General features: G+C 71.6%; 17 protein-coding genes. 6 read left to right on the forward strand and 11 right to left on the reverse strand.

Annotated elements, in window-relative coordinates:
- Positions 1–104: 104 nt before the first annotated feature.
- Genes ACIA8R_RS29965 through ACIA8R_RS29975 form a run of 3 tightly spaced genes read right to left on the reverse strand, consistent with a single transcriptional unit; the run spans position 105 to position 7,298 of the window.
- A complete protein-coding gene (locus ACIA8R_RS29965; RefSeq protein ID WP_397041480.1) occupies positions 105–4,175 on the reverse strand; it encodes a S8 family serine peptidase in 4,071 nt (1,356 codons plus the stop codon).
- A 33-nt stretch (positions 4,176–4,208) separates the two neighbouring features.
- Positions 4,209–4,340 (reverse strand): hypothetical protein, encoded by a 132-nt coding sequence (locus tag ACIA8R_RS29970; RefSeq protein ID WP_357703855.1) that lies wholly within the window; start codon positions 4,338–4,340, stop codon positions 4,209–4,211.
- A 33-nt stretch (positions 4,341–4,373) separates the two neighbouring features.
- Positions 4,374–7,298 (reverse strand): AAA family ATPase, encoded by a 2,925-nt coding sequence (locus tag ACIA8R_RS29975; RefSeq protein WP_397041481.1) that lies wholly within the window; start codon positions 7,296–7,298, stop codon positions 4,374–4,376.
- Positions 7,299–7,720: 422 nt separating this feature from the next.
- Here ACIA8R_RS29975 and ACIA8R_RS29980 point away from each other — a divergent pair, with 422 nt between their 5' ends.
- Complete coding sequence (locus ACIA8R_RS29980) at positions 7,721–8,473, forward strand: S8 family serine peptidase (protein ID WP_397041482.1); 753 nt, start codon at positions 7,721–7,723, stop codon at positions 8,471–8,473.
- A 98-nt stretch (positions 8,474–8,571) separates the two neighbouring features.
- Here the strand turns inward: ACIA8R_RS29980 and ACIA8R_RS29985 are convergent, their stop codons facing one another.
- A complete protein-coding gene (locus ACIA8R_RS29985) occupies positions 8,572–9,210 on the reverse strand; it encodes a CGNR zinc finger domain-containing protein (protein ID WP_397041483.1) in 639 nt (212 codons plus the stop codon).
- Between the two features lie 72 nt (positions 9,211–9,282).
- On the opposite strand from ACIA8R_RS29985, the gene ACIA8R_RS29990 reads away from it, so the two are divergent.
- From ACIA8R_RS29990 to ACIA8R_RS30000, 3 genes are all read left to right on the forward strand, one after another.
- Positions 9,283–10,032 (forward strand): metallophosphoesterase, encoded by a 750-nt coding sequence (locus ACIA8R_RS29990; protein WP_364102010.1) that lies wholly within the window; start codon positions 9,283–9,285, stop codon positions 10,030–10,032.
- Positions 10,029–10,646, forward strand: a complete 618-nt coding sequence (locus ACIA8R_RS29995; RefSeq protein ID WP_397041484.1) for a LysE family translocator — start codon at positions 10,029–10,031, stop codon at positions 10,644–10,646. Before ACIA8R_RS29990 ends, ACIA8R_RS29995 begins: the two co-directional genes overlap by 4 nt.
- Positions 10,647–10,746: 100 nt before the next feature.
- Positions 10,747–11,730 (forward strand): sugar-binding transcriptional regulator, encoded by a 984-nt coding sequence (locus ACIA8R_RS30000; RefSeq protein ID WP_397041485.1) that lies wholly within the window; start codon positions 10,747–10,749, stop codon positions 11,728–11,730.
- Here the strand turns inward: ACIA8R_RS30000 and ACIA8R_RS30005 are convergent.
- From ACIA8R_RS30005 to ACIA8R_RS30025, 5 genes are all read right to left on the reverse strand, one after another.
- A complete protein-coding gene (locus ACIA8R_RS30005; RefSeq protein ID WP_397041486.1) occupies positions 11,696–12,853 on the reverse strand; it encodes an MFS transporter in 1,158 nt (385 codons plus the stop codon). The two genes, ACIA8R_RS30000 and ACIA8R_RS30005, sit on opposite strands and share 35 nt — an antisense overlap.
- Entirely contained in the window at positions 12,850–14,268 is a 1,419-nt protein-coding gene (locus ACIA8R_RS30010) for an FAD-dependent oxidoreductase (protein WP_397041487.1), read from the reverse strand. The genes ACIA8R_RS30005 and ACIA8R_RS30010 overlap by 4 nt, the downstream gene beginning before the upstream one ends.
- 723 nt (positions 14,269–14,991) lie before the next feature.
- Positions 14,992–15,354, reverse strand: coding sequence for a nuclear transport factor 2 family protein (locus ACIA8R_RS30015; protein ID WP_357703870.1), 363 nt, complete (start codon positions 15,352–15,354; stop codon positions 14,992–14,994).
- A 108-nt stretch (positions 15,355–15,462) separates the two neighbouring features.
- Positions 15,463–15,885, reverse strand: coding sequence for a hypothetical protein (locus ACIA8R_RS30020; RefSeq protein ID WP_397041488.1), 423 nt, complete (start codon positions 15,883–15,885; stop codon positions 15,463–15,465).
- A 162-nt stretch (positions 15,886–16,047) separates the two neighbouring features.
- Positions 16,048–16,245, reverse strand: coding sequence for a hypothetical protein (locus ACIA8R_RS30025; protein WP_364102034.1), 198 nt, complete (start codon positions 16,243–16,245; stop codon positions 16,048–16,050).
- 244 nt (positions 16,246–16,489) lie between these two features.
- Here ACIA8R_RS30025 and ACIA8R_RS30030 point away from each other — a divergent pair, with 244 nt between their 5' ends.
- Positions 16,490–18,544 (forward strand): endo-1,3-alpha-glucanase family glycosylhydrolase, encoded by a 2,055-nt coding sequence (locus tag ACIA8R_RS30030; RefSeq protein ID WP_397041489.1) that lies wholly within the window; start codon positions 16,490–16,492, stop codon positions 18,542–18,544.
- A 210-nt stretch (positions 18,545–18,754) separates the two neighbouring features.
- Here the strand turns inward: ACIA8R_RS30030 and ACIA8R_RS30035 are convergent, their stop codons facing one another.
- Complete coding sequence (locus tag ACIA8R_RS30035; RefSeq protein ID WP_364102040.1) at positions 18,755–19,465, reverse strand: 2-phosphosulfolactate phosphatase; 711 nt, start codon at positions 19,463–19,465, stop codon at positions 18,755–18,757.
- Between the two features lie 156 nt (positions 19,466–19,621).
- Here ACIA8R_RS30035 and ACIA8R_RS30040 point away from each other — a divergent pair, with 156 nt between their 5' ends.
- Positions 19,622–20,206, forward strand: coding sequence for a hypothetical protein (locus ACIA8R_RS30040; RefSeq protein ID WP_397041490.1), 585 nt, complete (start codon positions 19,622–19,624; stop codon positions 20,204–20,206).
- A gap of 267 nt (positions 20,207–20,473) precedes the next feature.
- On the opposite strand, the gene ACIA8R_RS30045 is transcribed toward ACIA8R_RS30040, so the two are convergent.
- Complete coding sequence (locus ACIA8R_RS30045) at positions 20,474–21,070, reverse strand: TetR family transcriptional regulator (protein ID WP_364102046.1); 597 nt, start codon at positions 21,068–21,070, stop codon at positions 20,474–20,476.
- Positions 21,071–21,190 lie beyond the last annotated feature (120 nt).

Below are 21,190 nucleotides of genomic sequence, written 5' to 3' on the forward strand. Positions count from 1 at the left end.
CCCCCCCCCCCCCCCCCCCCCCCCCCCCCCCCCCCCCCCCCCCCCCCCCCCCCCCCCCCCCCCCCCCCCCCCCCCCCCCCCCCCCCCCCCCCCCCGGGAGATCGTCAACGCAGGTCGAAAGCCCGGACGGTGGTCTGCTTGACGGTGTTGCCCGCCTCGTCCCACGCCTCGACCTTGAGGGTCACGGCGCCCTTGGTGGCGCCGAGTTCCGGATAGCGGGTCCTCGCGGTGTAAACGCCGTCCTTGCCGCGCTGCACGGCGACCGGCGTGTACGTGGCGCCGTCGTCGGTGCTGGCCCACAACTTCAGACCGGCGATGCCGGCCATCTTCGACGCGGACGGCGAGTGGTAGGCGGACACCGTGAAGGAGTGCGTACGCCCGGCGCGCACGCTGTTGGCGGCGTCCAGCGTGTCGCCCAGGTCGTAGCCGACGAACACGACCGGAGCCGGCCGGCAGGGCTGGGCCGTCCCGTACAGCGCTTCCAGCGAGCAGAACGAGCCGGGCAGGCGCTCGGTCCCGACCGGGACGGTGAAGGTCCACTCGGTGTCGTGCCGGTCATTCCTGGCGGTCACCCGGTAGCTGCCCGACTGCTTCGGCAGGGTGAAGACCGGCAGGATGGTCGAGCCGCCGGCCTCGGCGCGCGGGATCTCCCGGCCGTCCCTGTAGAGACGCACGTCGAAGCCCGGTTTGGTCAGGTCGTTAACCGGCCAGTAGCCGCCGCTGTACTGCCTGGTGCCCGGGGAGCCGTAGCTGGGCTCGAACTCCGCCCACAGCTTGTCGCCCTGGACGCACATCATGCACCGGAAGAACGCACCCAGATTGGCGCCCGGCCGGGCCAGCCCGTAAACCTTGGCCGAGCCGGTCGCGGCGCCGGGAGTGAGCGGCGTGGCCATCCAGGTCCGCCGGACGCGTACCGGCTGGTCGAACACCTCCAGCGCCCACTGCGGGACGCGGAAGTCCGCCGGTGCGCCGCGCATCTCCTCCATGCCGTGCGACCAGAGGAGTCCGCCGTCGAGTGGCCCGACCCAGTCGCGGCGTTCCTGCCGGGTGAGCCTGGGGCCACCCCACCCGGCGAGGCTCGCCGACAGCGGCAGGACGTCGTCGGGCCTGGCCGCGTACCGCCAGTCGTCGTAGCGGTGCGGGGACACGACGTGGGCGTCCAGATCGACCCTGGCCAGGTCGCGCTCCTTGAACGTGTAGTGCAGTGAGCGCGAAACCCGGCCCTCCTCGTAGGGGGCGAAGGTGTAGGTGTAGGGCGACTCCTCGGTGCCGGTCACCCGTACGGTCACCTGCCTGCCGCGGGTGAGCCGGTCGCGCAGGGCGAGCCCTTCCCGGGAGGGCAGGGACACCGTCGGCACGCCGATGGGTCTGGCCTCCCCGGTGAACGGGATCTGCGTGAAGCCCAGCGGGATCGCGCAGCCGGTCCCGGCCTTCGGGAAGGACGCGACCGCCGCTGCGCCGGCGTCACGGATCGGGCCGATCCGCTCGATCTGGACGCCGCAGGCGTCGCCGAACACGCCGCTCGACATCGGCGCCTCCAGCAGGACGAGCTTGCCGCGCAGGTCACGGCCCGCGAGGTCCTCGGGCCTGCCCTCGCCGACGTCGGCGACCTCCAGGTCCCGCGTCCCGGTGAACGGCCGGAAGTCGGGGAATCCGTCACTCTGCTCGTGCACCCCGGACGTGTTGAAACCGTGCAGCGCGGGGACCGGGTGCAGAGTGAGCTTGTCGCGCCCGCGCACGCTCATGGCGACCTCGGCCTGTCCGAGGGTGAAGCGGGTGTGGAAGCGGAAGGCGCCCTTGGTGACCTTCTCGGTGGGCAGCGCCCACAGCCGGGCGAACCCTCCATAGGGCGCGCGCGGCCAGGTGAACCCCATGTAGGAGCCTCCGTTGACCACGGTCCGCTGATACGCCAGGTTGGGGAAGTTGCTCAGTGGCTCGGCGGGCTCCGGGGTGTCGAACCGCACCTCGCTCAGCCTCCGGCCGTCGAGCGTGATCTCGGTGTCCCCCGTGACGTTGAGCTCCGGCACGGAGAGCATCGCCAGGTTGAACCGGTCGTCGTCGCCGACCCACTCGACGAACTGCGCCACGCTGATGACGCCCTGCGGGACGCGGACGACCGTGGTGCCCTCGGCGGTCACGGAGACGCCGCCGATGACGCCCTTGTCGCCGGAGACGTCGATGGTGTCCTGGGCCCAGGGGGTCAGCGGCTTGCCGTCGCGGCCCAGGGTGTGGATGGTGAGCGTGGCCTTGGGCGCCTCGCGGACGACGCCCACGGGGGTGCGCAGCCGGACGCCGTCGGCGGTCGCGGTGACGGCGCCGGTGTAGTTGTCCAGGCCGGTCAGGGTCTTGGGGTCGACGGTGACGGCGGCGGTGGCGGTGCCTCCGGCGGGCACGGTGAGCGTCGTCCCGCCGAGGCGCAGCCCGCCCTCGACCGCGCCGCCCGCCGACCCGCGCAGGTCCGCGGCGAGCGTCAGCGTGACGGGCGCGCCGCCCAGGTTGGTGTAGGTCACCTCCCGGGTGGCGGGTTCGGCGCCGCTCTCGACCGCGCCGAAGTCGATCCCGCCGGTGGTGGCGAAGACCTGCTGCGTGTACGCCCTGGCCAGGTCGACCCGGCCGGCGCCCTGCTTGTACACGCTGAGCGCGTCGTCCTTGGCGGTCGACATGAGCGCGGCCTTGAGCTGCGGTCCCGTCCACCCGGGGTGGCGCTGCGCCATGATCGCGGCGGCTCCGGCGACGTGCGGGGTGGCCATCGAGGTGCCGTTCGCGGTGGTGTAGTGCTCGTCGAGCGGGCTCCCCAGGCTCGTGCCGGCGGCGCGCGCCGCGGTGATGGCCACGCCGGGAGCGGCGATGTCCGGCTTCAGTCCGCCGCCGACGCGCGGTCCCTGGCTGGAGAAGGGGGCCCACGCGTCGTTCTTGTCCACGGCGGCCACGGTGAGCGCGGCGTCGGCGGTGCCAGGGGTGGCGACGGTCCCGGCCCCTCCCCCGCCCTCGTTGCCCGCGGCGATCACGAACAGTGCCCCGGCCGACGCGCTGAGGGCGTCGACCGCCTGGCTCATCGGGTCGCTCCCGTCACTGGGACCTCCGCCCAGGCTCATGCTGATCACCTTGGCTCCGGAGGCGGCGGCCCACTCCATGCCCTCGATGATCTGGGAGTCCTGGCCCTGTCCCTCGTCGGACAGCACCTTGCCGACGACCAGCCGGGCGCCGGGCGCGACGCCCTTGTGCCTGCCGCCTCCGCCCGCGCCGGAACCGGCGATGGTGGAGGCGACGTGGGTGCCGTGGCCGTGGCCGTCCCGCACCTCCTCGCCGGGGATGAAGGACTTGCTGTCGGCGATCCGGTCGGCCAGGTCGGGGTGCGTGGCGTCGATCCCGGTGTCGAGGACCGCGACCTTCACGCCGGTGCCGTCATGGCCGCCCGCCCACGCCTGCGGCGCGCCGATCATCGGGACGCTCTCGGCGAGGTCGGCCTCGACCTTGCCGTCCAGCCACACCTTGGCGATCCCGCCGCGCAGCGCCGACCGCCCGGCGAGCCCGTTCCCGTCGGGTACGGCCCGCACCGCGGTCCAGAAGGCGCCCGCCTCGGCCTTGGTGACCTGGAGCGCCGAGGCGTTGAGGCTTTCCAGCGTGAGCACGGGCTCGCTGGCGGGGATGGCCTCGGCCGCCGAGGCGACGGCCCTGTCGGTGTACTGCCCGGGATACTGCACGATGACGGGCAACTGCTTGGTCTGGTCGTCGGTGTAGCCGTTCTCGGCCAGGTAGGTGACGTTGAACAGCTCCGGGTCCAGGCGGCCCGCGTTGATGGCGGGCACGGCGTCGCTCGGGGTGACGTAGACCCCCTTCGGGGTGGCGAGCGTGGAGAGCTGGGCGGTGGTTCCATCGGGGCGCCCGCTCGACTCGGGCCGGACGGAGTACGTGCCGCCACCCGCGTCGCTGAGGCGCACCCGGTCGCCGGTGATCAGGGTGACCGTGCGGTCGCCCTTGCCGAGCCCGGTCAGCGCGATCGGGCCGGTGACCTGGCCGGTCGCCGGGGCGGCGGGCCCGGGTTCCTGGGCGGCCAGGGCGGGGACGCCGGGGACGGCGAGCGTGCCGAGGACGAGGGCCGAGGCCGCGAGGAGCGCGCCGGCGCGGCGGGGCCTGAGGGAGGGGGGATCATGCGGTGATCTGCGTGGTGACATGCGGAACTGCCCTTTCGGCTGCTGGGGGGTGATTCAGACGGGCTCGAACCCTTCGGGGGCGTCCTCAAGGGGTTCGACGGCCGGCTTCTCCGGCGGGGCCGCCGGTCCTTCCGGCGCTGGGTCGGCGCCGGCCGGTTCGCCATCGGGGGAATCGGTTTCGGACATGCCACAAGCCTCGTTCGCGTCACCCGGCGGGGACTATGGGTAGGCCACCCCATTCGCGGTGCCCGTACCGGGTGGGTCACTACGGGGGTCCCCGAGACGCGCGCCGAGCGCGGTACGGGAGCGCAGGCCGAGCTTGCGCAGCGCGGCGCCGAGGTGCTTCTCCACCGTCCTGGGCGAGACGAACAGCCGTCGGCCGATCTCCCGGTTGGTCAGCCCGGCGGCGGCCATTTCGGCTATCTCCCGCTCCCGAGGCGACAGGTCGTCGCCGTAGCCCTGCGGACCGCCGGGGTAGCGGCCCTTGACCGTCACGCCGTGCCTGCGGGCGAGCTGCGCGGCGCGGTCGAGGTCCCATCGGGCGGCCAGGTCGCGGAACGCCGCCATCGCCTCCACCAGCAGCTCCTCCGCCTCGGCGGCCCCGGCCGCGAACAGCCGTCCGGCCGCCAGCTCGCGGGCCTGGGCCGCCTCGTACGGCGCCCCCAGCAGGTCGTAGCCGGTCGCCGCCGCGCGGAACTCCGCCGCGGCCTCCGTGTCGTCCCCGATGAGATGGCCGCGCGCGTGCCCCAGCGCCGCCGGAGCCATCGGCGCGTCGAGGCCGCCGAGCTTCGCCGACAGGCGTTCCACCAGCGCGACCGCTTCGTCCCGCCGTCCCGCCGCCGCCATCGCCTCGGCCAGTGCGGGCAGCGCGCGCACCGCCAGCGGCCAGAGGCCCTTGGTCTCCCACACCTCGACGGCCGCCTCGGTCGCCGCGAGTGCGGTCCCGGCCTCGCCGCTCGCCGTGGACAGCCGCAGGAACGCCGCCGCCGACAGCGTGAGCAGCTCGTAGGCGCCATGGGCCAGAGCGTTCCCGGTGACCTCGGGCAGCTCGCGCCTGGCGGTGTCGACCTCGCCGCGCGCCAGCGCCAGGCAGGCCGCGACGATCTCGGCGCCCAGGCGGTCGTACGGCCGCCCGCCGTACTCGTCGAGCAGCAGCGCGGTCTCCTCCTCCAGGCCGTCCCAGCGGCCACGGCAGCAGGCCAGCAGCAGGGCGATCAGCCGGCAGCGTGACAGCGGCTCGCGTGACGACTCCTCGCCGGCGGCGCCCCGCATCGCCGCGTCCAGCAGCTCGGCGGCGACCTCGTAGCCGCCCGCGAGGCAGGCGTTCTCCGCGATGGACCGGTAGGCGCCCACCTCCTGCCGATGCCGTGGCCGGCCGCCGGTCCTGCGGCGCACCTCCTCGGTCAGCGCCAGCCAGCGCGGATCGCCGTACCCGCTGAAGGAGGTCGCGACCTTGCCGAGGACGAACACCTCCTCGACCGGGTCGCCGATGCGCGGCGCCGTCTCCAGGGCCCGTTCCAGCCACACGACGTGCTCGGCCAGCGGCACGCCCGGGTCCATCGGCCTGCCGAGCGTCGCCATCGCCCACGCCGCGAGGTCGGGCCGGTCGGCGAGGTCGCCGACGGCGGCGGCGATCGTGCGGCGCTGCACGTCCGGGTCCACCCCGAGCCTCTCCTGAAGGGTGCCGACGAGGAAGTTCAGCTCTCCGCGCAGCGGGCCAGGCTGCTCCGTCTCCAGCGCCTGCGACAGCAGGTCGATGATCTGCGGAGGGCGCAGCACCTGGGCGGCGGCCCAGCCCAGGCGTGCGGCCAGGCGGCCCCGGCGGTCCGGGGCGTGCGGCGCGTGGCGCAGCACGTCCTCCAGTATCCGCACCGCCTCGGCGTCGTCGCCGAGGCGGGAGGCCAGCTCGGCCGCCCGCTCGGCGGCCCCGACCCAGTCGGCCAGCCGTCCGGCCTGGCGCAGATGGTGGGCCTCCTGGCCGAGCGGCACCGGGCTCAGCATCCGTACGGCCGCCGCCGCCCGCGCGTGCAGCTCCTGCCGCCGTCCGAGCGGGATCGCGCCGTAGATCGCCTGCGCGGCCAGGACGTGCCGGAACGCCACCGCGCCCGCCTGCTCGGCCAGCAGCCCGGACACCAGCAGCTCGTCCACCCCGGCCACGGTCTCGGCCCTGGGCAGCCCGGACACCCGGGCCAGGTCCGCCGGACGCGCCGGCGCCTGTAACACCGCCGCCGCCTCCGCCACGGCACGCCCCGCCTCCGGCAGCCGCGCGACCCGCTCGCGCACCGAGTCCCGCACGCCCGGCGGCACGTCCAGCTCCGCCACCGCTTTGCGCGCCCACCGTCCGCTGCGCAGCCTGATCAGTGCGCCCCGCGCGCGCAGCAGCGCCATCAGCTCCTGCACGGCCAGCGGCAACCCCGACGACAGCTCGTGCAGATGCGCGCCGAAGTCGTCGGTGACGCCCGGCTCCCCGAGGATCGCCGCCGCCAGGTCGCCGGTCTGCGCGACGTCCAGCGCCTTCAGCAGGATGTGATCGTGGAACACCGCGTCGGCGGGCCGCCCGGTCACCTCCCTGACCTCCGTGCCAGCCTCCTCACCCCGGTAGGTGAGCACGACCGACAATCCCGGAGGCGGCGCCGCCAGCACGTAGGCGAGGAACTCGACGGTCTGCTCGTCGGCCCAGTGCAGGTCCTCCACGACCAGCACCACCGGGCCGAGCGCCCGCAGCACGTCGGCGAGCCCGCGGAACAGCCGGTGCCGTTCGGCGGCGCGATCGTCCAGCGGCTCCAGCGCGGGCGGTAGCACCGGCGCCAGCTCGGGCAGCAGGCCGCGCAGCGCGCCCGCCACCGGCGACAGCTCGGCCCGCGCCAGCGGCTCCTCGGCCCCGCGCAGCGCCTCCACCAGCGGGCCCAGGGGGAACGGCTCCCGGATACGCCGGGCACCCCCGCACAGCAGCAGCCGATCGGCCGTCCCGGGCCGCGCCGCCAGCTCCGCCAGCAGCCTGCTCTTGCCGATCCCGGCCTCGCCTTCGAGGACCACCACGGCGGGCGGCCGGCTCACCGCCGCGGCCAGGCGGCGAAGCTCCTCCTCGCGGCCGACCAGGACCGGGGAGATCACCCGTCCCTCGACCGTGTCGCCGTTGGCCATCGAGATCGCCTCCGCTCACCTGCCCCTTGCTGCGATCATTCATACAGCAACCGGCCCGGCGGACATCCTGGCGGGCCGCGCCTTCCGCACGAGGCCGCGGGGCAAGGCGTGAAAGAAATTTCCCGACCGGCTGAGAAGTACTGATCCACTTCTCGTCGATCCGGAGCATCCATGCGTTTGAGAACGAGAGTCGGTGCGGCTGGGGCGTTACCGCTCACCGCCGCTCTGCTCGCCCCCGGCCCGGCCGTCGCCGTGTCCCCACCTGCCGGAACGCAGCCACCCGCCCCGGCCCCACGGACCGTCACGCTGATCAGCGGTGACCGTGTCACAGTCACCGGGCAGCGCGGCGCGGTGATCGAGCCGGTGAGGGGAGGAAGGGGGTCACCTTCATCACCGACGAGAGCGGCGGGCGGTTGCGCGTCGTGCCGAGTGACGCGATGCCGCTGCTGAACGCCGGGCGGCTGGACGCGCGGCTGTTCGACGTGACCACCCTGCTGGAGTACGGCTACGACGATCGGCGAAGGGATCTCCCACTCGTCGTCACCGGGGCCGCTCAGCCCCGGACGCCGGCCGGAGCCTCGAACGGAACGGCGCTGGCCGCGGTCGGCGGGTTCGCGGTGCGGGAGGAGCGGGCGCACGCCTCCCGTTTCTGGAAGGACCTCACCGGAGGGCTCCCGCAGATCGGGGCGCCCGCGGCCTGGGCGAAGGGCTTCACCGGGGAAGGGGTCAAGGTCGCGGTACTGGACACCGGGATCCACGCCACCCATCCTGACCTGGCTGGCAAGGTGAGCGGCCGGCAGGACTTCACGGATGAGCCCGACGAGCGTGACCTTGTCGGGCACGGCACTCACGTGGCCTCCGCCATCGCCGGGAGCGGTGCGGCGTCCGGTGGGCGCTACCGTGGCGTGGCCGCGGGCGTCACGCTGCTGGACGGCAGGGTGTGCGCGTCGCGCTTCTGCACCGACTCGGCGATCCTGGCCGGCATGCAGTGGGCGGCGGAGCAGGGCGCCCGGGTGGGGAACATGAGCCTCGGCATGCCGGGCACACCCGAGCAGGACCCCCTGGAGCAGGCGGTCGAAGCCCTCAGCGACCAGTACGGCACCCTCTTCGTGATCGCCGCGGGCAACGGCGGCGGCATCCACTGCGCCACCCAGCAGATGCCCAAGCGGAACTGAACATCCCACACCCCCGCCGAATCGGCCTCCACGGGGAGGAGGCCGCACGCCGATCGCTCACCTGCCTGATCGCCTCAGCCTGTTCAACGACCGCGTGCTCAGGACCCGGGCAGCTCTGGGGCGGTCGTGGTGTTGTGGCGCTGGTAGTGGCGTGCGGCTCGGGCGCGGTTGCCGCATGACGGCTTGCACCACTCCTGCCGCCCGTGGCTCTTGACGAAGTAGCGTACGCAGCGCGGCGCGTTGCAGGCCCGCAACTGCTCACGCTGCGGACCGCTCAGGAAATCGATGGCGGCCCGCGCCAGGGCCGCGATCAGCTGGACGCTCGCATCGCGCTCGGTCGACAACACCGCCGTACGGGGTGTTCCGCTCGCGGGCCAGTCGAGTTGCGGGACGATCGCCTCACGGGCGGCAGCCGCGTTGAGGTGCGCCAGCGCCTGCTCGACCGGCATCAGCCGGTGGGCGTCGGCCCGGCTCGGGGGCGCCGGGCTGACCGCTTGCGCGAACAGCGCCCGCACGGCCCGGCGGAGCCCGACGATCTCGCCCCTGAGCTCCTCGCCCACCGTGAGCTCCGCGACGTCGACGCGGCCGGCCAGCAACTCGGCCTGCTGATGGATCCAGCGGGTCGTGCTCTGCGCCGTCGCCAGGTCGTCGGCGACACCGCCGTTGCCGTCGTGGCGGATCGTGCTCGCCAGTTCCAGTGCCGGCCAGCGCTCCACTCGAACCTCCCGGTTGCTCACGGCCTCTTCCGTACTCTATGGTCCCTAACGCTAAATCCCATTTAACCATTAGACAGCTTGGGGGATCGCACGATGACGTTGCTCTTGGCCCAGATCAGCGACCTGCACCTTGACGGCACCGAGAGGGCGACCCGGCGCGCCACCCAGGTCATGGACCACCTGAGGGCGCTGCCCCGCCCGGTCGACGCCCTGCTGGTCACCGGTGACATCGCCGACCACGGCGAGGAGGCCGAGTACGAGCAGGCCGCCCAGATCCTGGCCGCCCCCTTCCCGGTGCTCACCTGCCCCGGCAACCACGACGTCCGCCCGGCCTACCGCAAGGCGCTGCTGCGACAGCCGTCCGCGCCCGGCCCCGTCAACCGGGTGCACCACGTCGCCGGCACCGCCATCCTGATGTGCGACTCCACCATTCCCGGGCGCGACGAGGGCCGGCTCGACGCCGAAACCGTCGCCTGGATGCACGCCACCCTCGACGGACTCGCCCCGGGCACGCCCGCGCTGATCGCCTTCCATCAGCCGCCCGTCGTACTCCACCACCCGCTGCCCGACTCAGGGCGGCTGGAGGCGCCCGGCGACCTGGCCGCGCTGCTCGACGCCCATCCGCAGGTCGTCGCCGTGCTCACCGGCCACGCTCACACCGCGGCCGCCTCCACCTTCGCCGGTCGTCCCTTGATCGTCGCGCCGGCCGTCACCTGGACCCTGCGCCTGCCGTGGGAGGGCGACCAGCCCGCCGACCGCGACCAGCCGCCCGGCCTCGCCTTCCACATCCTGGACGACGACCACCGCCTCACCACCCACTTCCGCGTCGTGCTCCAGGCATGACGCACACGTACGCGGTCACGGCGTTCCTCCTGGCGATCCTGCCCGTCATCGCCACTCCGGGCGCCAGCCTGACCCTGCTCATCCAGCACGTCACGGCCGGTGGTCACCGGCAGGCCCTCCCGATCATCCTCGGTACGGTCAGCGGCCTGTACGCCCACGCGACCCTGGCCATCGCCGGACTGTCGGCCCTGGTCATGCACTCCAGCCAGGCCTTCACCATCGTCAAGCTCCTCGGGGTGGCCTACCTCGTCGGCCTCGGCCTGTGGACCTGGCGCTCCACCACCCTGCCCCCGCCTCCCCCGCTGACGGAACGGCCGAGGCGTACCGGCTCCGTCTACACCCAGGCCCTGCTCGCGAACGTGCTCAACCCCAAGGCGGCCTCCATCTACCTGACCCTGGTCCCGCAGTTCATCGTGCCCGGCCGTCCTCTCAACGGGCAGATCCTCACCCTGGCCACCGCCCATGCCCTGCTGATGGCGGTGTGGCTGCTGACCTGGACGGCCCTTGTTCGCCAAGGGGCGTCCATGCTGCACAAGGCCCGCTTCAGGCGTGCGGTCGGCAAGGTGACGGCGGTGGTGCTGGTCGCCCTCGGTGTCCGGGCCGCCACGACGTAGGCGATGTCGCGGTTGGCGGCGCCTTCCGGCTGCGCCGCCGGGGCTCTCTCACCTGGGAGGACGCTTGCTGATCCGCGGCGCCCGGCTGTAGGAAGGCGATATGTCCGTCGAAGGCGAGCGCCCGGCCGCCGGCCACAGGGTGGAGGACGCCCTGTGGGCGGCCCGCAAGTACTACCTGCACGGTGTCACCATGGACACGATCGCCCGGGAGCTCGGCGCCTCCCGGTCGACGGTGTCCCGGCTGCTCGCGTACGCGCGGGACGTGGGCCTGGTCGAGATCCGCGTGATGCCGCCGCGCTCGCGCTCCACGCGCAGCGAGGCGGATCTCGCCGGCCGCTACGGCGTGCACGCGCACGTGGTGCCGGTGCCCGCCACGGCCTCGACGGTCGAGCGGCTGGAACGTTGTGCCGTCCACACGGCACGGCTGCTCACGTCGGTGTTCGACTCCGACATGATCATCGGCCTGTCGTGGGGCACGATGGTCAACGCGATCAGCCGCTGCCTGGTCCCCAAGCAGACCGCCAACTGCCAGATCGTGCAGCTCAACGGCCTCGGCAACGCCCGCACGACGGGCATGCACTACGCGGGCGCCGTGCTGACCGCGTTCGGGGCGGCGTTCGGCGCGTACGTCCAGCAGTTCCCGTTGCCGCTGTTCTTCGACTCGGCGCGTACCAAGGAACTGCTGCTGGCGGAGCGGAGCGTGCGGCGGGTCGTCGAGCTGCAGCAGAGCGCCGACGCCGTGCTGTTCAGCGTCGGCACCGTGACGGACGGCGTGCCCAGCAGCCCCTACCTGAGCGGCTACTTCCTCGACGAGGCCGACTTCGCCTCACTCAGGCAGGACGGCGCCGTGGGCGACATCGCCACCTCGTTCTACCGCCTGGACGGATCGCACGAGGGCGTCAGCTTCAACGCCCGGACGAGTGGACCCGACCTCGACCAGCTCCGGCAGGTGAAGCACCGGATCTGCGCGGTGTCGGGCGACCACAAGGTCGACGCCCTGCACGCGGCCCTCGCCGGCGGTTACGTCACCGACCTCGTCATCGACGAGATCACCGCGCACGTTCTGCTGGAGCGCCATCCGTGAGCGCGGACGACGCCTCGCCGCCCTCGGCGTCCCCGCCGCCGAGGGGGACGTCGCGGCCGTCCTTGACGCCCAGCGCGCCGACGATCGCGATGGCGCACATCACCACCATCAGCGACGAGATCGCCCAGGTGCCCTGAGTGCGCGCGGTCAGGAAGGCCGCGATGAACGGCAGCGTGCCGCCCGCCGCCGCCGCGGCCAGTTCCCGGCTGGCCGCCACGCCCGTGAAGCGCATCCTGGTCGGGAACTGCTCCGGCAACATGGACGCCTGCGCCCCCAGCATCAGGTCGTTCGCGAACGTCAGCACGAGGACCATAGCCAGCCACACCAGCATCGGGTTCCCGGTGTCGAGCAGCCAGAAGAACGGGAACGCCGCGGCGGCGCACAGCGTGGCCCCGGCGATGAACACCGGTCTGCGGCCGAACCGGTCGGACAACGCGCCGGACAGGGGCAGCGTGACAAGCTTGACGGTGTTGGCCACGAGCAGGCCGCCGGTGGCGACCGCCGCCGCCAGCCCGACGTTCCCGGTCACGTAGGAGAGGGCGTAGACGCTCGGGATGTACGTCGCGACGTTCGGCCCGACGCTGACCAGGAAACCCTTCAGCAGCGACCCCGGAGCCTCCCGCAGGACCGCGACGACGGGCGCCGCGCTGCGCTCACCCGCCTCGACCGACTCGGTGAACGCCGGCGTCTCGTCGACCCGCGACCTGATGTAGAGGCCGATCGGCAGGATGAGGATGCTGAGCAGGAACGGCACCCGCCACCCCCAGCTCAGGAACGCGTCCTGCGCCAGCCAGGTGAACGGGGTGAACACCAGGGTGGCGAGGATGACGCCGAGCGCGTTGCCCGTGGGCGGGATGGCGGCGAACAGCCCGCGACGCGTCACGACCAGCACGAACCTGCGGCCGTACCGGTCGCCGAGGTGGCCGAACAGCAGGCCGCCGACCGGACGGGCGAGGAAGCCGACCGCGAACGTGCCGAGCGAGGCCAGCGTCGCCGCGAGCGGGTCGCCCTTGGGGAAGAACACGCCGCCGAAGACGAGCGCGGCCGCGGTGCCGTACAACATGAAGTCGTACCATTCCAGCGCGGTCCCGATCGTGCTCGCGGAGACCACGCGGCGGATCATCGGGCCGCCCCTGACCGGTCGCCCGCGACGGCGAGCCGCTCGGCCTGCGGGCCGAGGTAGGCGCCCTGCTCCAGCAGCCGCCGCTGGAGGCCGGGCACGTCCACGAGCCGCGGCGCGGTGCCGGCGGCGACGGCCATCGCCGCGCCGAGCCCGGCGGCCTCGCCCATCGCGAACGACGGCGGCATCACCCGTACGGCGGCCAGCGCCTCGTGCGTCGCCGAGACGCAGCGCCCGGCCACGAGCACGCCGTCGAGCTCCGCCGGGACCAGGCTGCGGAACGGGATCTCGTAGATGTTGGCGGTGGGCGGGATGCCGTCCTCGAACGGCCCGTCGCCGCCGACCGGGCTGTGGATGTCGACGGGGTAGCCGGCCACCGCGATGACGTCCTCGAAGTGTCTGCCGTCGATGAGATCCTCCAAGGTCAGGACGTACTCGCCGACGATACGCCGGCTCTCGCGCACCCCGACGGTGGCGGCGGTGTCGAGCAGCTTGGCCTCCTCAAGGCCCGGCAGGTTCTCGTGGAAGAAGGTCATGAGCCGGCTCACCTGCCGCCGGCCGAGCACCTCGGCGCGGGTCAGGTCGCCGGCGTCGGTGCCGTTCATGCCGAGCACGCGTGTCGTGTTGATCCGCCAGACGCCGGGCTCCAGCGTCCTGAACAGCTGGACGCCGCGGCGCGGGATCGGGAACCGGCCCTCCTGCCGGGCCCGCTCGACGATGCCCTGGTAGGGGAACAGCTCGTCGGGGTGGGCGTCCTGGTAGGCCCGTACCTTGGCGTCGTCGACGTTCGAGACCCGGAAGAACACCGTCATCGGCTGCACCTCGCCGTCGGCCGCGCGGCCGTACTCGAAGGCGGCGCCGCCGCGGGCGGCCACGTCGCCGTCGCCCGAGCAGTCGACGGTGACGGTGGCGGGCAGGAGCGCGAGGCCGCTCTTGTTCGCGACGACGACGCCGGTGACCCGGCCGTCGGCCACGACGGTGTCGGCGACGAAGCTGTGCAGCAGCAGCTCGACCCCCGCCTCCAGGCACATCTCCATCGCGGCCTGCTTGGCCGCCTCGGGATCGAACGGCGTGACCGCCTCGTGCCCGAACACCATGAACCCGGAGTACTCGCTCCCGGACTTCGTCCGCGAGGGGTGGACCGCGCCGCCGGCGTCCTCCATCCTGCGGACGAACTCGTCGAAGATCCCGCGGACCAGTTGCGTGCCGCCGTCCAGGGAGAACGACGTCATGCACGGGCCGACGAGCCCTGCTGTCAGGTTGCCGCCGAGGAAGCCGAACCGCTCGACGAGCCGTACGGAGGCGCCGGCGCGCGCGGCGGCGACGGCCGCGGCGATCCCGGCGGGGCCGCCGCCCACGACGAGCACGTCGGTGGCATCACTGATCGGGATGTCACGCGTAAAGCGGAGGGTAGTCACAGGCACTCCTTCAGTCAGTGCTGGGGTGTCGCGCCACTGTGACGTGCCTGTGAACGGATGGTCAACAGACCTGCACGAACGTGCACGATGCACGTTTCGCACCTTTTGTCGGGGCCGAGTCGCCGGTCCAGATTCCGCGTCGCGACCACCGGCATCGCGGGCGTGCGTGACGTGAGCGGGCACGCGTGACGCCGAGGCTGTCGGAGTCGTCGCCGGCGAAGGTGCTTCATCTCGTGATCGGCGTCGACGGCTGTCTGCCGGGTCCTCGGATCCGATCCTCTGCCCGCGGACCTCCTGTCGGCCACGTCGACGCCGATGGCGCGCCCGTCGGGTTCTCGCCCGTGAAGGCCGTCGATGGCGACCTGTTCATCGTCACGAAGCCGTAGCTCCGGGAGCGGCCTGTGCCGCCGTCCCGCATGATGCCGACCTCGGCCCGAACGGGCGGCATCACCGCAGGTCACGGTGTGTCCGTCAGGGAACGTCGTCCTCGACTTTCAGGGTGTTCGCCCGCACATCTCCGTGGCCTCGACATGGTTCGAGTCACTCTGAACTGAACCAGTGCACGTCCGGGGCGCTGTTCCCGCCTCGCAGGTCGAAGGTGAGTGGTGATTGGCGCGTAGCGGCGGCGTGCGAGCCTGTGCCCGCTACTGCGCGAGCTCCCTTCGGTCGAATCTCGCCGACGACCGGCCGGCCGGCCGGTCGTCGGACAACGTGTCGGCTATGTCAATCGGTCGTGCCGGCGTGCACGGCGATGATTCGCCAGCCGTGCGTGTCGTCGTACAGCCAAGTACGGGTGTAGCGCATCCTGGCCGCGAACGGCGCCCCGGAGACGGTGCCTTCGATGGTGCCGAGAAACCACGTCACCCCGGTGCGCCCATCGACGAGCACGGTCAACTCCTCCTCGGCCACCCTCGTCACCACCTGCGTCCGAGTGCGGTGCAGCTCCAGATCGTCCGCCTTGGTGGCAACGTTCGCACCGAAGGTGAAGATCAGCCGATCATCCAGCAGCCGATCCAGCGCCTCTACATCTCCAGCGAGCTGCGCGGCCTGGAGCCGGCGCTCGGCGTCCCTCAAGTCCTCCATCATGAGGCCCACCCTCCCAGCCGGCGCCGCATCCGCGCCAGGACGTTCACGCTCGGCTGATCTTCGCAGTCCCATCCGGGGACTCCGGTCGCCGGTGAGTGGGTGTCAGGTTCAGAAGGCTTCCCGACAGCTCATTCGCGCATTCACGCCCGGCCAGGACACCGCCTGGCCCAGCGCGGCGAGGACCGCGGCCAGTCGGCCATCCAGCGACCCGCTGAGCTCCAGCACCGGGATGGACTCCCAGGCGCTCAGCGGGTCGTCATAGACCAGGTCCAGCAGCGCGTCATTCACCCGCGAGCGGAGCACGTGCATCTCCGCAGCCGGCAACACCCGCTCTATCTCCGCTGTGACCGGCGTGACGATCAGCAGGTCAAGGCCCGCAAAGGCGGCCCGGAGCCCTGCGGTTCCGGCCTCGCCCGAGGGATCGGCGCCGATCGCGGCCAGGTACGCGAGGTAGTCCAGTGGTGTCCGGTCAAAGACGACCCCGGCTGCCGACAGCGGCGAGGTCATACTCTGCACCGAGCGCGCGAGCATGGCCCGGTAGTCCTCCAAGGACGGGGGGAACCCGAACTCGTAACCCCTCCTCCTCAAGCAGGTAGTACGGCTCGTCGACCACCACGTGGCCCGGCAGTTGCTCGCACAGCGCCTCGGCCAGCGTCGTCTTCCCGGTCCCGTGCGCGCCGGAGATTCCGACTCTCATCCGCGGCTTCTCGCTTCCCGTGAAGGCTGCCGCGGCGATTCTACGGCCACCGAAGATCCGGCTTGGTTCAGCGTACGGGCGCTCGGGTCGACTTCGCGCAGCAAGGTCACGCAGTAGATCTCGCCGAGGGGGTTGCCTCGGTCGCCGTACGGCGACAGCTGCCACCGGAACGGCGTCAGTCCTTCGATCGTCATGTCGCGATCTTGGCAGGCCCTGCCGACATGGTCAGGCCCACTTCACCCTTCCGCGCTCCTGGTGGCGGCTCTGCTCGTGTGACGGGACGATCACATGTCGGAACATGGCCCGGTCCAATCGGATTTACAGCGCAAACGGCTATTTATGGAGCTGACAAAAAGGTGGATTTTATCGCCGGAGGTTTGTAAGGCGCGGCTAAGGTGATCCACATTCACCCCAGGGAACCCCCCGACTGGAGGCCCTTTGTCAACCCATCGACGGGCGGTGCCCGCCGTCCTCGTCGCCGTGGCCTGCGCACTGAGCGCGGGCGCGGCGGACGCGTCGGCTTCGGCGGCGCCGGTGAGCGTCGTGGTGCCCTCGACCAACGACGTGTTCATCAGCCAGGCCGCGCCGGAAACCGTTTACGGCAGCGCCGAGTGGATGTCGGTCTGCGTCAAGACCTGCAACGACGCCACCAACGCCGAGCGCCGAGCTCTCATGCAGTTCAAGGTCTCCGGCGTCCCGGCCGACGCCCGGAACGTCAAGCTGACGCTCCAGGTGCGTTCGACCCGCACCACGGACACCACCGTCAGCGCGCACAAGGTCACCGGCACGTGGTCGCAGACCACCACGTCCTGGACCAGCAGACCGGCGTTCGGCACGGCGCTGACCACCCGCACCGGCTTCACCGCCGACACGTTGGCGGAACTGGACGTCAGCGAGGCCTACGCCGGCAACGGCAGCTACTCCTTCGGCCTGACCGCGTCCAAGGGCCCGGTGGCGGTGCTGTACTCCTCGCGCACGACCGGCAAGGGACCGAACCTCAAGGTCACCTACACGCCCGCCGCCACCCCGACGGCTACCCCGACCACCAGCCCCACCCCCACGGCGTCTCCGACCACATCTCCGACGGCCTCCCCCACGGCCTCCCCGACGGCGACGGGCAGCGTGCCCTGCCTGCCGTTCGACAAGCCGGCCGCCTCGACGCTGCGCTCCTACGACAAGAAGGTGTTCGCCTTCTACTTCCCGCCCTATCCGCTGTCCATCGACAACAAGGACCCGGCCAAGGACCAGTACGCCTCCTGGCTGGACCCCGCCGGCTCCAACGGCATGTACGCTGGGCAGGGCGGCCACTCCCGCGACCGGCCGCTGACCCGTCCGGTGCGCTCCGGCGACTGGCGGCAGGCGGACTTCGAGGTCGAGGTGCGTCAGGCCATCGCCATGGGCCTGGACGGCTTCGTCTACGAGCACCACACCTCGACCAGCGACCAGCGCTTCAACCAGTTCCCCAAGATGCTGGCGGCCGCCAAGGCGGTGGACCCCGGCTTCCGGATCATGCTCAGCCCGGACTTCCCGACCACCAAGGGCGCCGCGCCCGACAAGGTGATCTCCGACGTCCTGATGGCCAAGGGGCACCCGTCGCTGTACAAGCTGCCCGACGGGACGATCCCGCTGGCGCCGTTCTACCCCGAGCGTCAGAGCCCGGCCTGGTGGGACACCGTGCGCGAGAAGCTGGCCGCCCAGGGCATGAAGACGGTGCTGGTGCCGATCTTCCTGGACTGGAGCGGCTCGGGCAAGACCGAGTGGAACGACTCCGTCGCCGGCTACTCCTCCTGGGGCGTCCGCTGGCAGAGCTCCACGGACGGCTACCGCAAGTCCGGCATCGAGGCGGCCAAGCGCGGCAAGTTCTACATGGCCCCGGCCGCCCTGGAGGACGTCCGCCCGCGTGACAAGCGCTACTGGGAACCGTCCAACAGCGGCACCCTGCGGCAGTCGTTCGTCAAGGCCATGGAGGGCGACGCCGACATCGTCAACCTGCTCACCTGGAACGACTACGCCGAGTCGTGGCTGGCGCCGTCGGTCGAGCGTGGCTACGCGCCCGCCGACGTCGTCGCCTACTACACGACCTGGTTCAAGACCGGCAAGGAGCCCAGCGTCAAGCGCGACGCCCTGTACTACTTCCACCGCAGCCACCGCACCGACGCGCCGTTCGACGCCTCCAGGCAGACCATCGGCGCCATCTCCATCCCCTACGGTGACGCGGCCACCAACAACGTCGAACTGCTCGCCTTCGTCAAGGAGGCCGGCACCCTGACCATCAAGCAGGGCACGGACGTCCAGACCAAGGAGGTGACCGGGCCGGGCATGGTGTCCTTCAAGGCGCCGATGGTGCCCGGGACGACCCCCGTCTTCGAGCTGAAGCGCAACGGCAAGGTCGTCCAGACGGTCAAGAGTGACACCCCGATCGTCAAGAGCGTCGTCTACCAGGATCTGATCAACCACGCAGGCGGCGGCGTCCCCTGCTCGCGCCCGCTGTAGCGCGCCGCCTCCCGGCCCGTCCCGGGGCCGGGAGGCGGCATGTCGCCGCTCGGGGAGCGGATTCACGGCGAGCGCGACCCGCTGCCGCGGGAAATGGCGGAGGTGGCGCCTCGCAGACCGTGTACTGGAGGCGCCCAAGTGAACCCTCGCCACCGCGATCGAGAACTCATACGACACGGTCGGCCCGTCATCCGGCGTCCCACCCAGTGATCAGACCGCGTCCTCGTCGACCAGCGAAGCCATCGCGTGTGGACGCAGGACCATGAGCGAGCCTTCCAAGGTCGCCACCATGGCAGTGGGGAACCGGTCGACCTCTAGACAGAGCGCAACGTCATCGGGATGGACTCCTTGACGTACCCCCTGCGCCAGTTCGGCGGCGGCGCGCGACTCGGCAGCGCGGCGGAGGAACTCAGCAGCATCCGTCCCAGCCTCGGTGACCCTCCGGGCGATGTATTGAGCACACGCCAGATCTTCGTCAGCCTGCCCGTCTTCGCCGGTGATCACGAACGTGACCCTGTCACTCGCGCGTGTCCGCAAGAGCCGAGCCGTCGCCTCCGCCACCACGAAGGCGGCGCACAGCACCAGCGACGCCTTCTTGACCGCAAGGGCGCCGACCGTTCCCGCCGTGGTCTTCTGCACAACGGTCCGTCCGCCCAGGTCAAGAGACCGCAGCAGGCCCGGTGAGTTGACGGTGTCGAACCCGGGCGCCGGCGGACCGTCTTTGAGTGCCACCCAATCCGGGTGGCGAGCCTTGAGCGCGAGGGCTTCGTCCAGCGACTCAGCAAGAACGATCTTTTCCGCCCCCTGGGCGAAGGCCCAAGCGGCCACGGTGAAGGCACGCATGACGTCGACCACGACCGCCACGGGCGGGACTTCGACCAGATCGGCAATACCAACGAAACGAGCGTCCATTTCGGACATGCTCGCACATACCCGACCGGGCTCCTTGCTCCCGGGGAGATCGCCAGAAGTCGCGGCTTCCACGATGAGACCATCATCAGAGTCACCGTTCGGCGCATGCGGAGCCGTGTTTCGGTGGCACGCGATACGATCTTGCCCACCCAAAAGGGGGTGGACATGATCAAGGCGGGCGCCTGGATGCTGGCCATCGGGGCAGTTGTCCTACTGGTCTGGCTGGTGGTGGCCAAGGACGCGGAAGAGCCCCGGTGCGGTTTCGACCGGATGAGCCCAGGTGACTACTGCTCCAGCAGAAAGTCGGGGCCGAACAGCTACGAGGAGTCCAAGAGTGACTCTGCGGCCGTAGCGTCCGGAATGCTGCTGGTCGGCGGGACCCTCACCGGGGGCGGCGTGCTCCTGCTGGCCGGCGGCCTGTTGCGCGACAGCCTGGACGTCCCCATGACACGCCTGCGCGCATGGCGCCGGACCAGAGGCGCGGCGCGCACCCCCCGAGCGAGGCTCGTACGGAAGATCCGCGGCACCCACGTTCCCGTCGTTCCCCAGGGCTACAGCGCGCGACAGGTCGACGCCCTGATCAACCAGATCATCGCGGGCCTGGAGGGGCCGGGCCCCACTGTCCGCGCGGGGGCCTCCTCGAACGGGATCAGGATCTCCCCCAGCTTCTCGATCACCTCTCCATGCCTGGACAGGAGCGCCGTCGACAAGTTCCTTGTTGAGCTGGACGACGCGATGGACCGGCTCTGAGCCGCGCGACAGCAGCCGGCCGCCGACGTGAACGCGGCGGTGCAGCCGGTGACGTGGGCGACGTCCTTGAGCACGTCCAGCGGATCGATCGCCCCACCGGCAGGAGATCTCCGCCTTCAGGGCGGCCGACTCCTCCTGCTTGTCCAGCGGCGGCACGCCGATCCACGGCTCGCCCTTCTTCGCGTGATCGTCACCCCGCCGTCCAGGGCGGCGTTGCAGGTCGGCGACGAACGCCACCGCCTCTCGCGGCGCCGGACGGCCTTGCCGTCAGTGAGCGAACTCTTCGCGCAAGAACGTCAGTGCTTGTTCGCAATGTGCGACGACGGTGCTGCGCTGGCCGGACTGGATCCAGGCGACAACCGCCACGCGGATCGTCCCGGTGACGGCGTGGGTGATGACACGCGCGCGGAACTCGGCCTCGGGAGTCCGGGGCACTCCGGCCAGCAGGGCTTCGACGACGTGCTCCTGGTCGCGCCACACCAACTGGTGGATGCGAGCTTGAAGTGCCGGTGTGGCGTCGAACAGGTGATATGCGCCGCGTGCGCGTTCGGGGCGGCGGGCGGCCAGTGCAGTGATCATCGACCGCGCCACGAGGTCCACGTCTGTTTCGTGAGGGCGGCGCTCGGCGAGGGCCGCCCTCATCGCGGTCTCCACCTCAGGGTCGACCACGAGAACGTCTTCTTTGGCGGGAAAGTAACGGTAGAAGGTCCGCGGCGACACGTCGGCCGCCGCCGCGATCTCCTCCACCGATACGGCGTCGTACCCCTTCTCCTCGAACAGTTGCAGGGCCGCGTCGATGATCGCGTTCTGCGTACGCCGCTTTCGGCGCTCTCGCAGGTTGGACTCGGCATCACGGGCTGTCACGGTCGAGACCGTAGCACGGCCTGACATATCTGCCAAATGACAGGGTTGCCATAGTAACACATCTGCCATTAGTGTCCGCATGCGGCGATCGCCCGCACACCACCAAGCGGGAGAAGGCGG

This window comes from Nonomuraea sp. NPDC051191 (assembly GCF_044455665.1).
Classification (GTDB): Bacteria; Actinomycetota; Actinomycetes; order Streptosporangiales; family Streptosporangiaceae; genus Nonomuraea.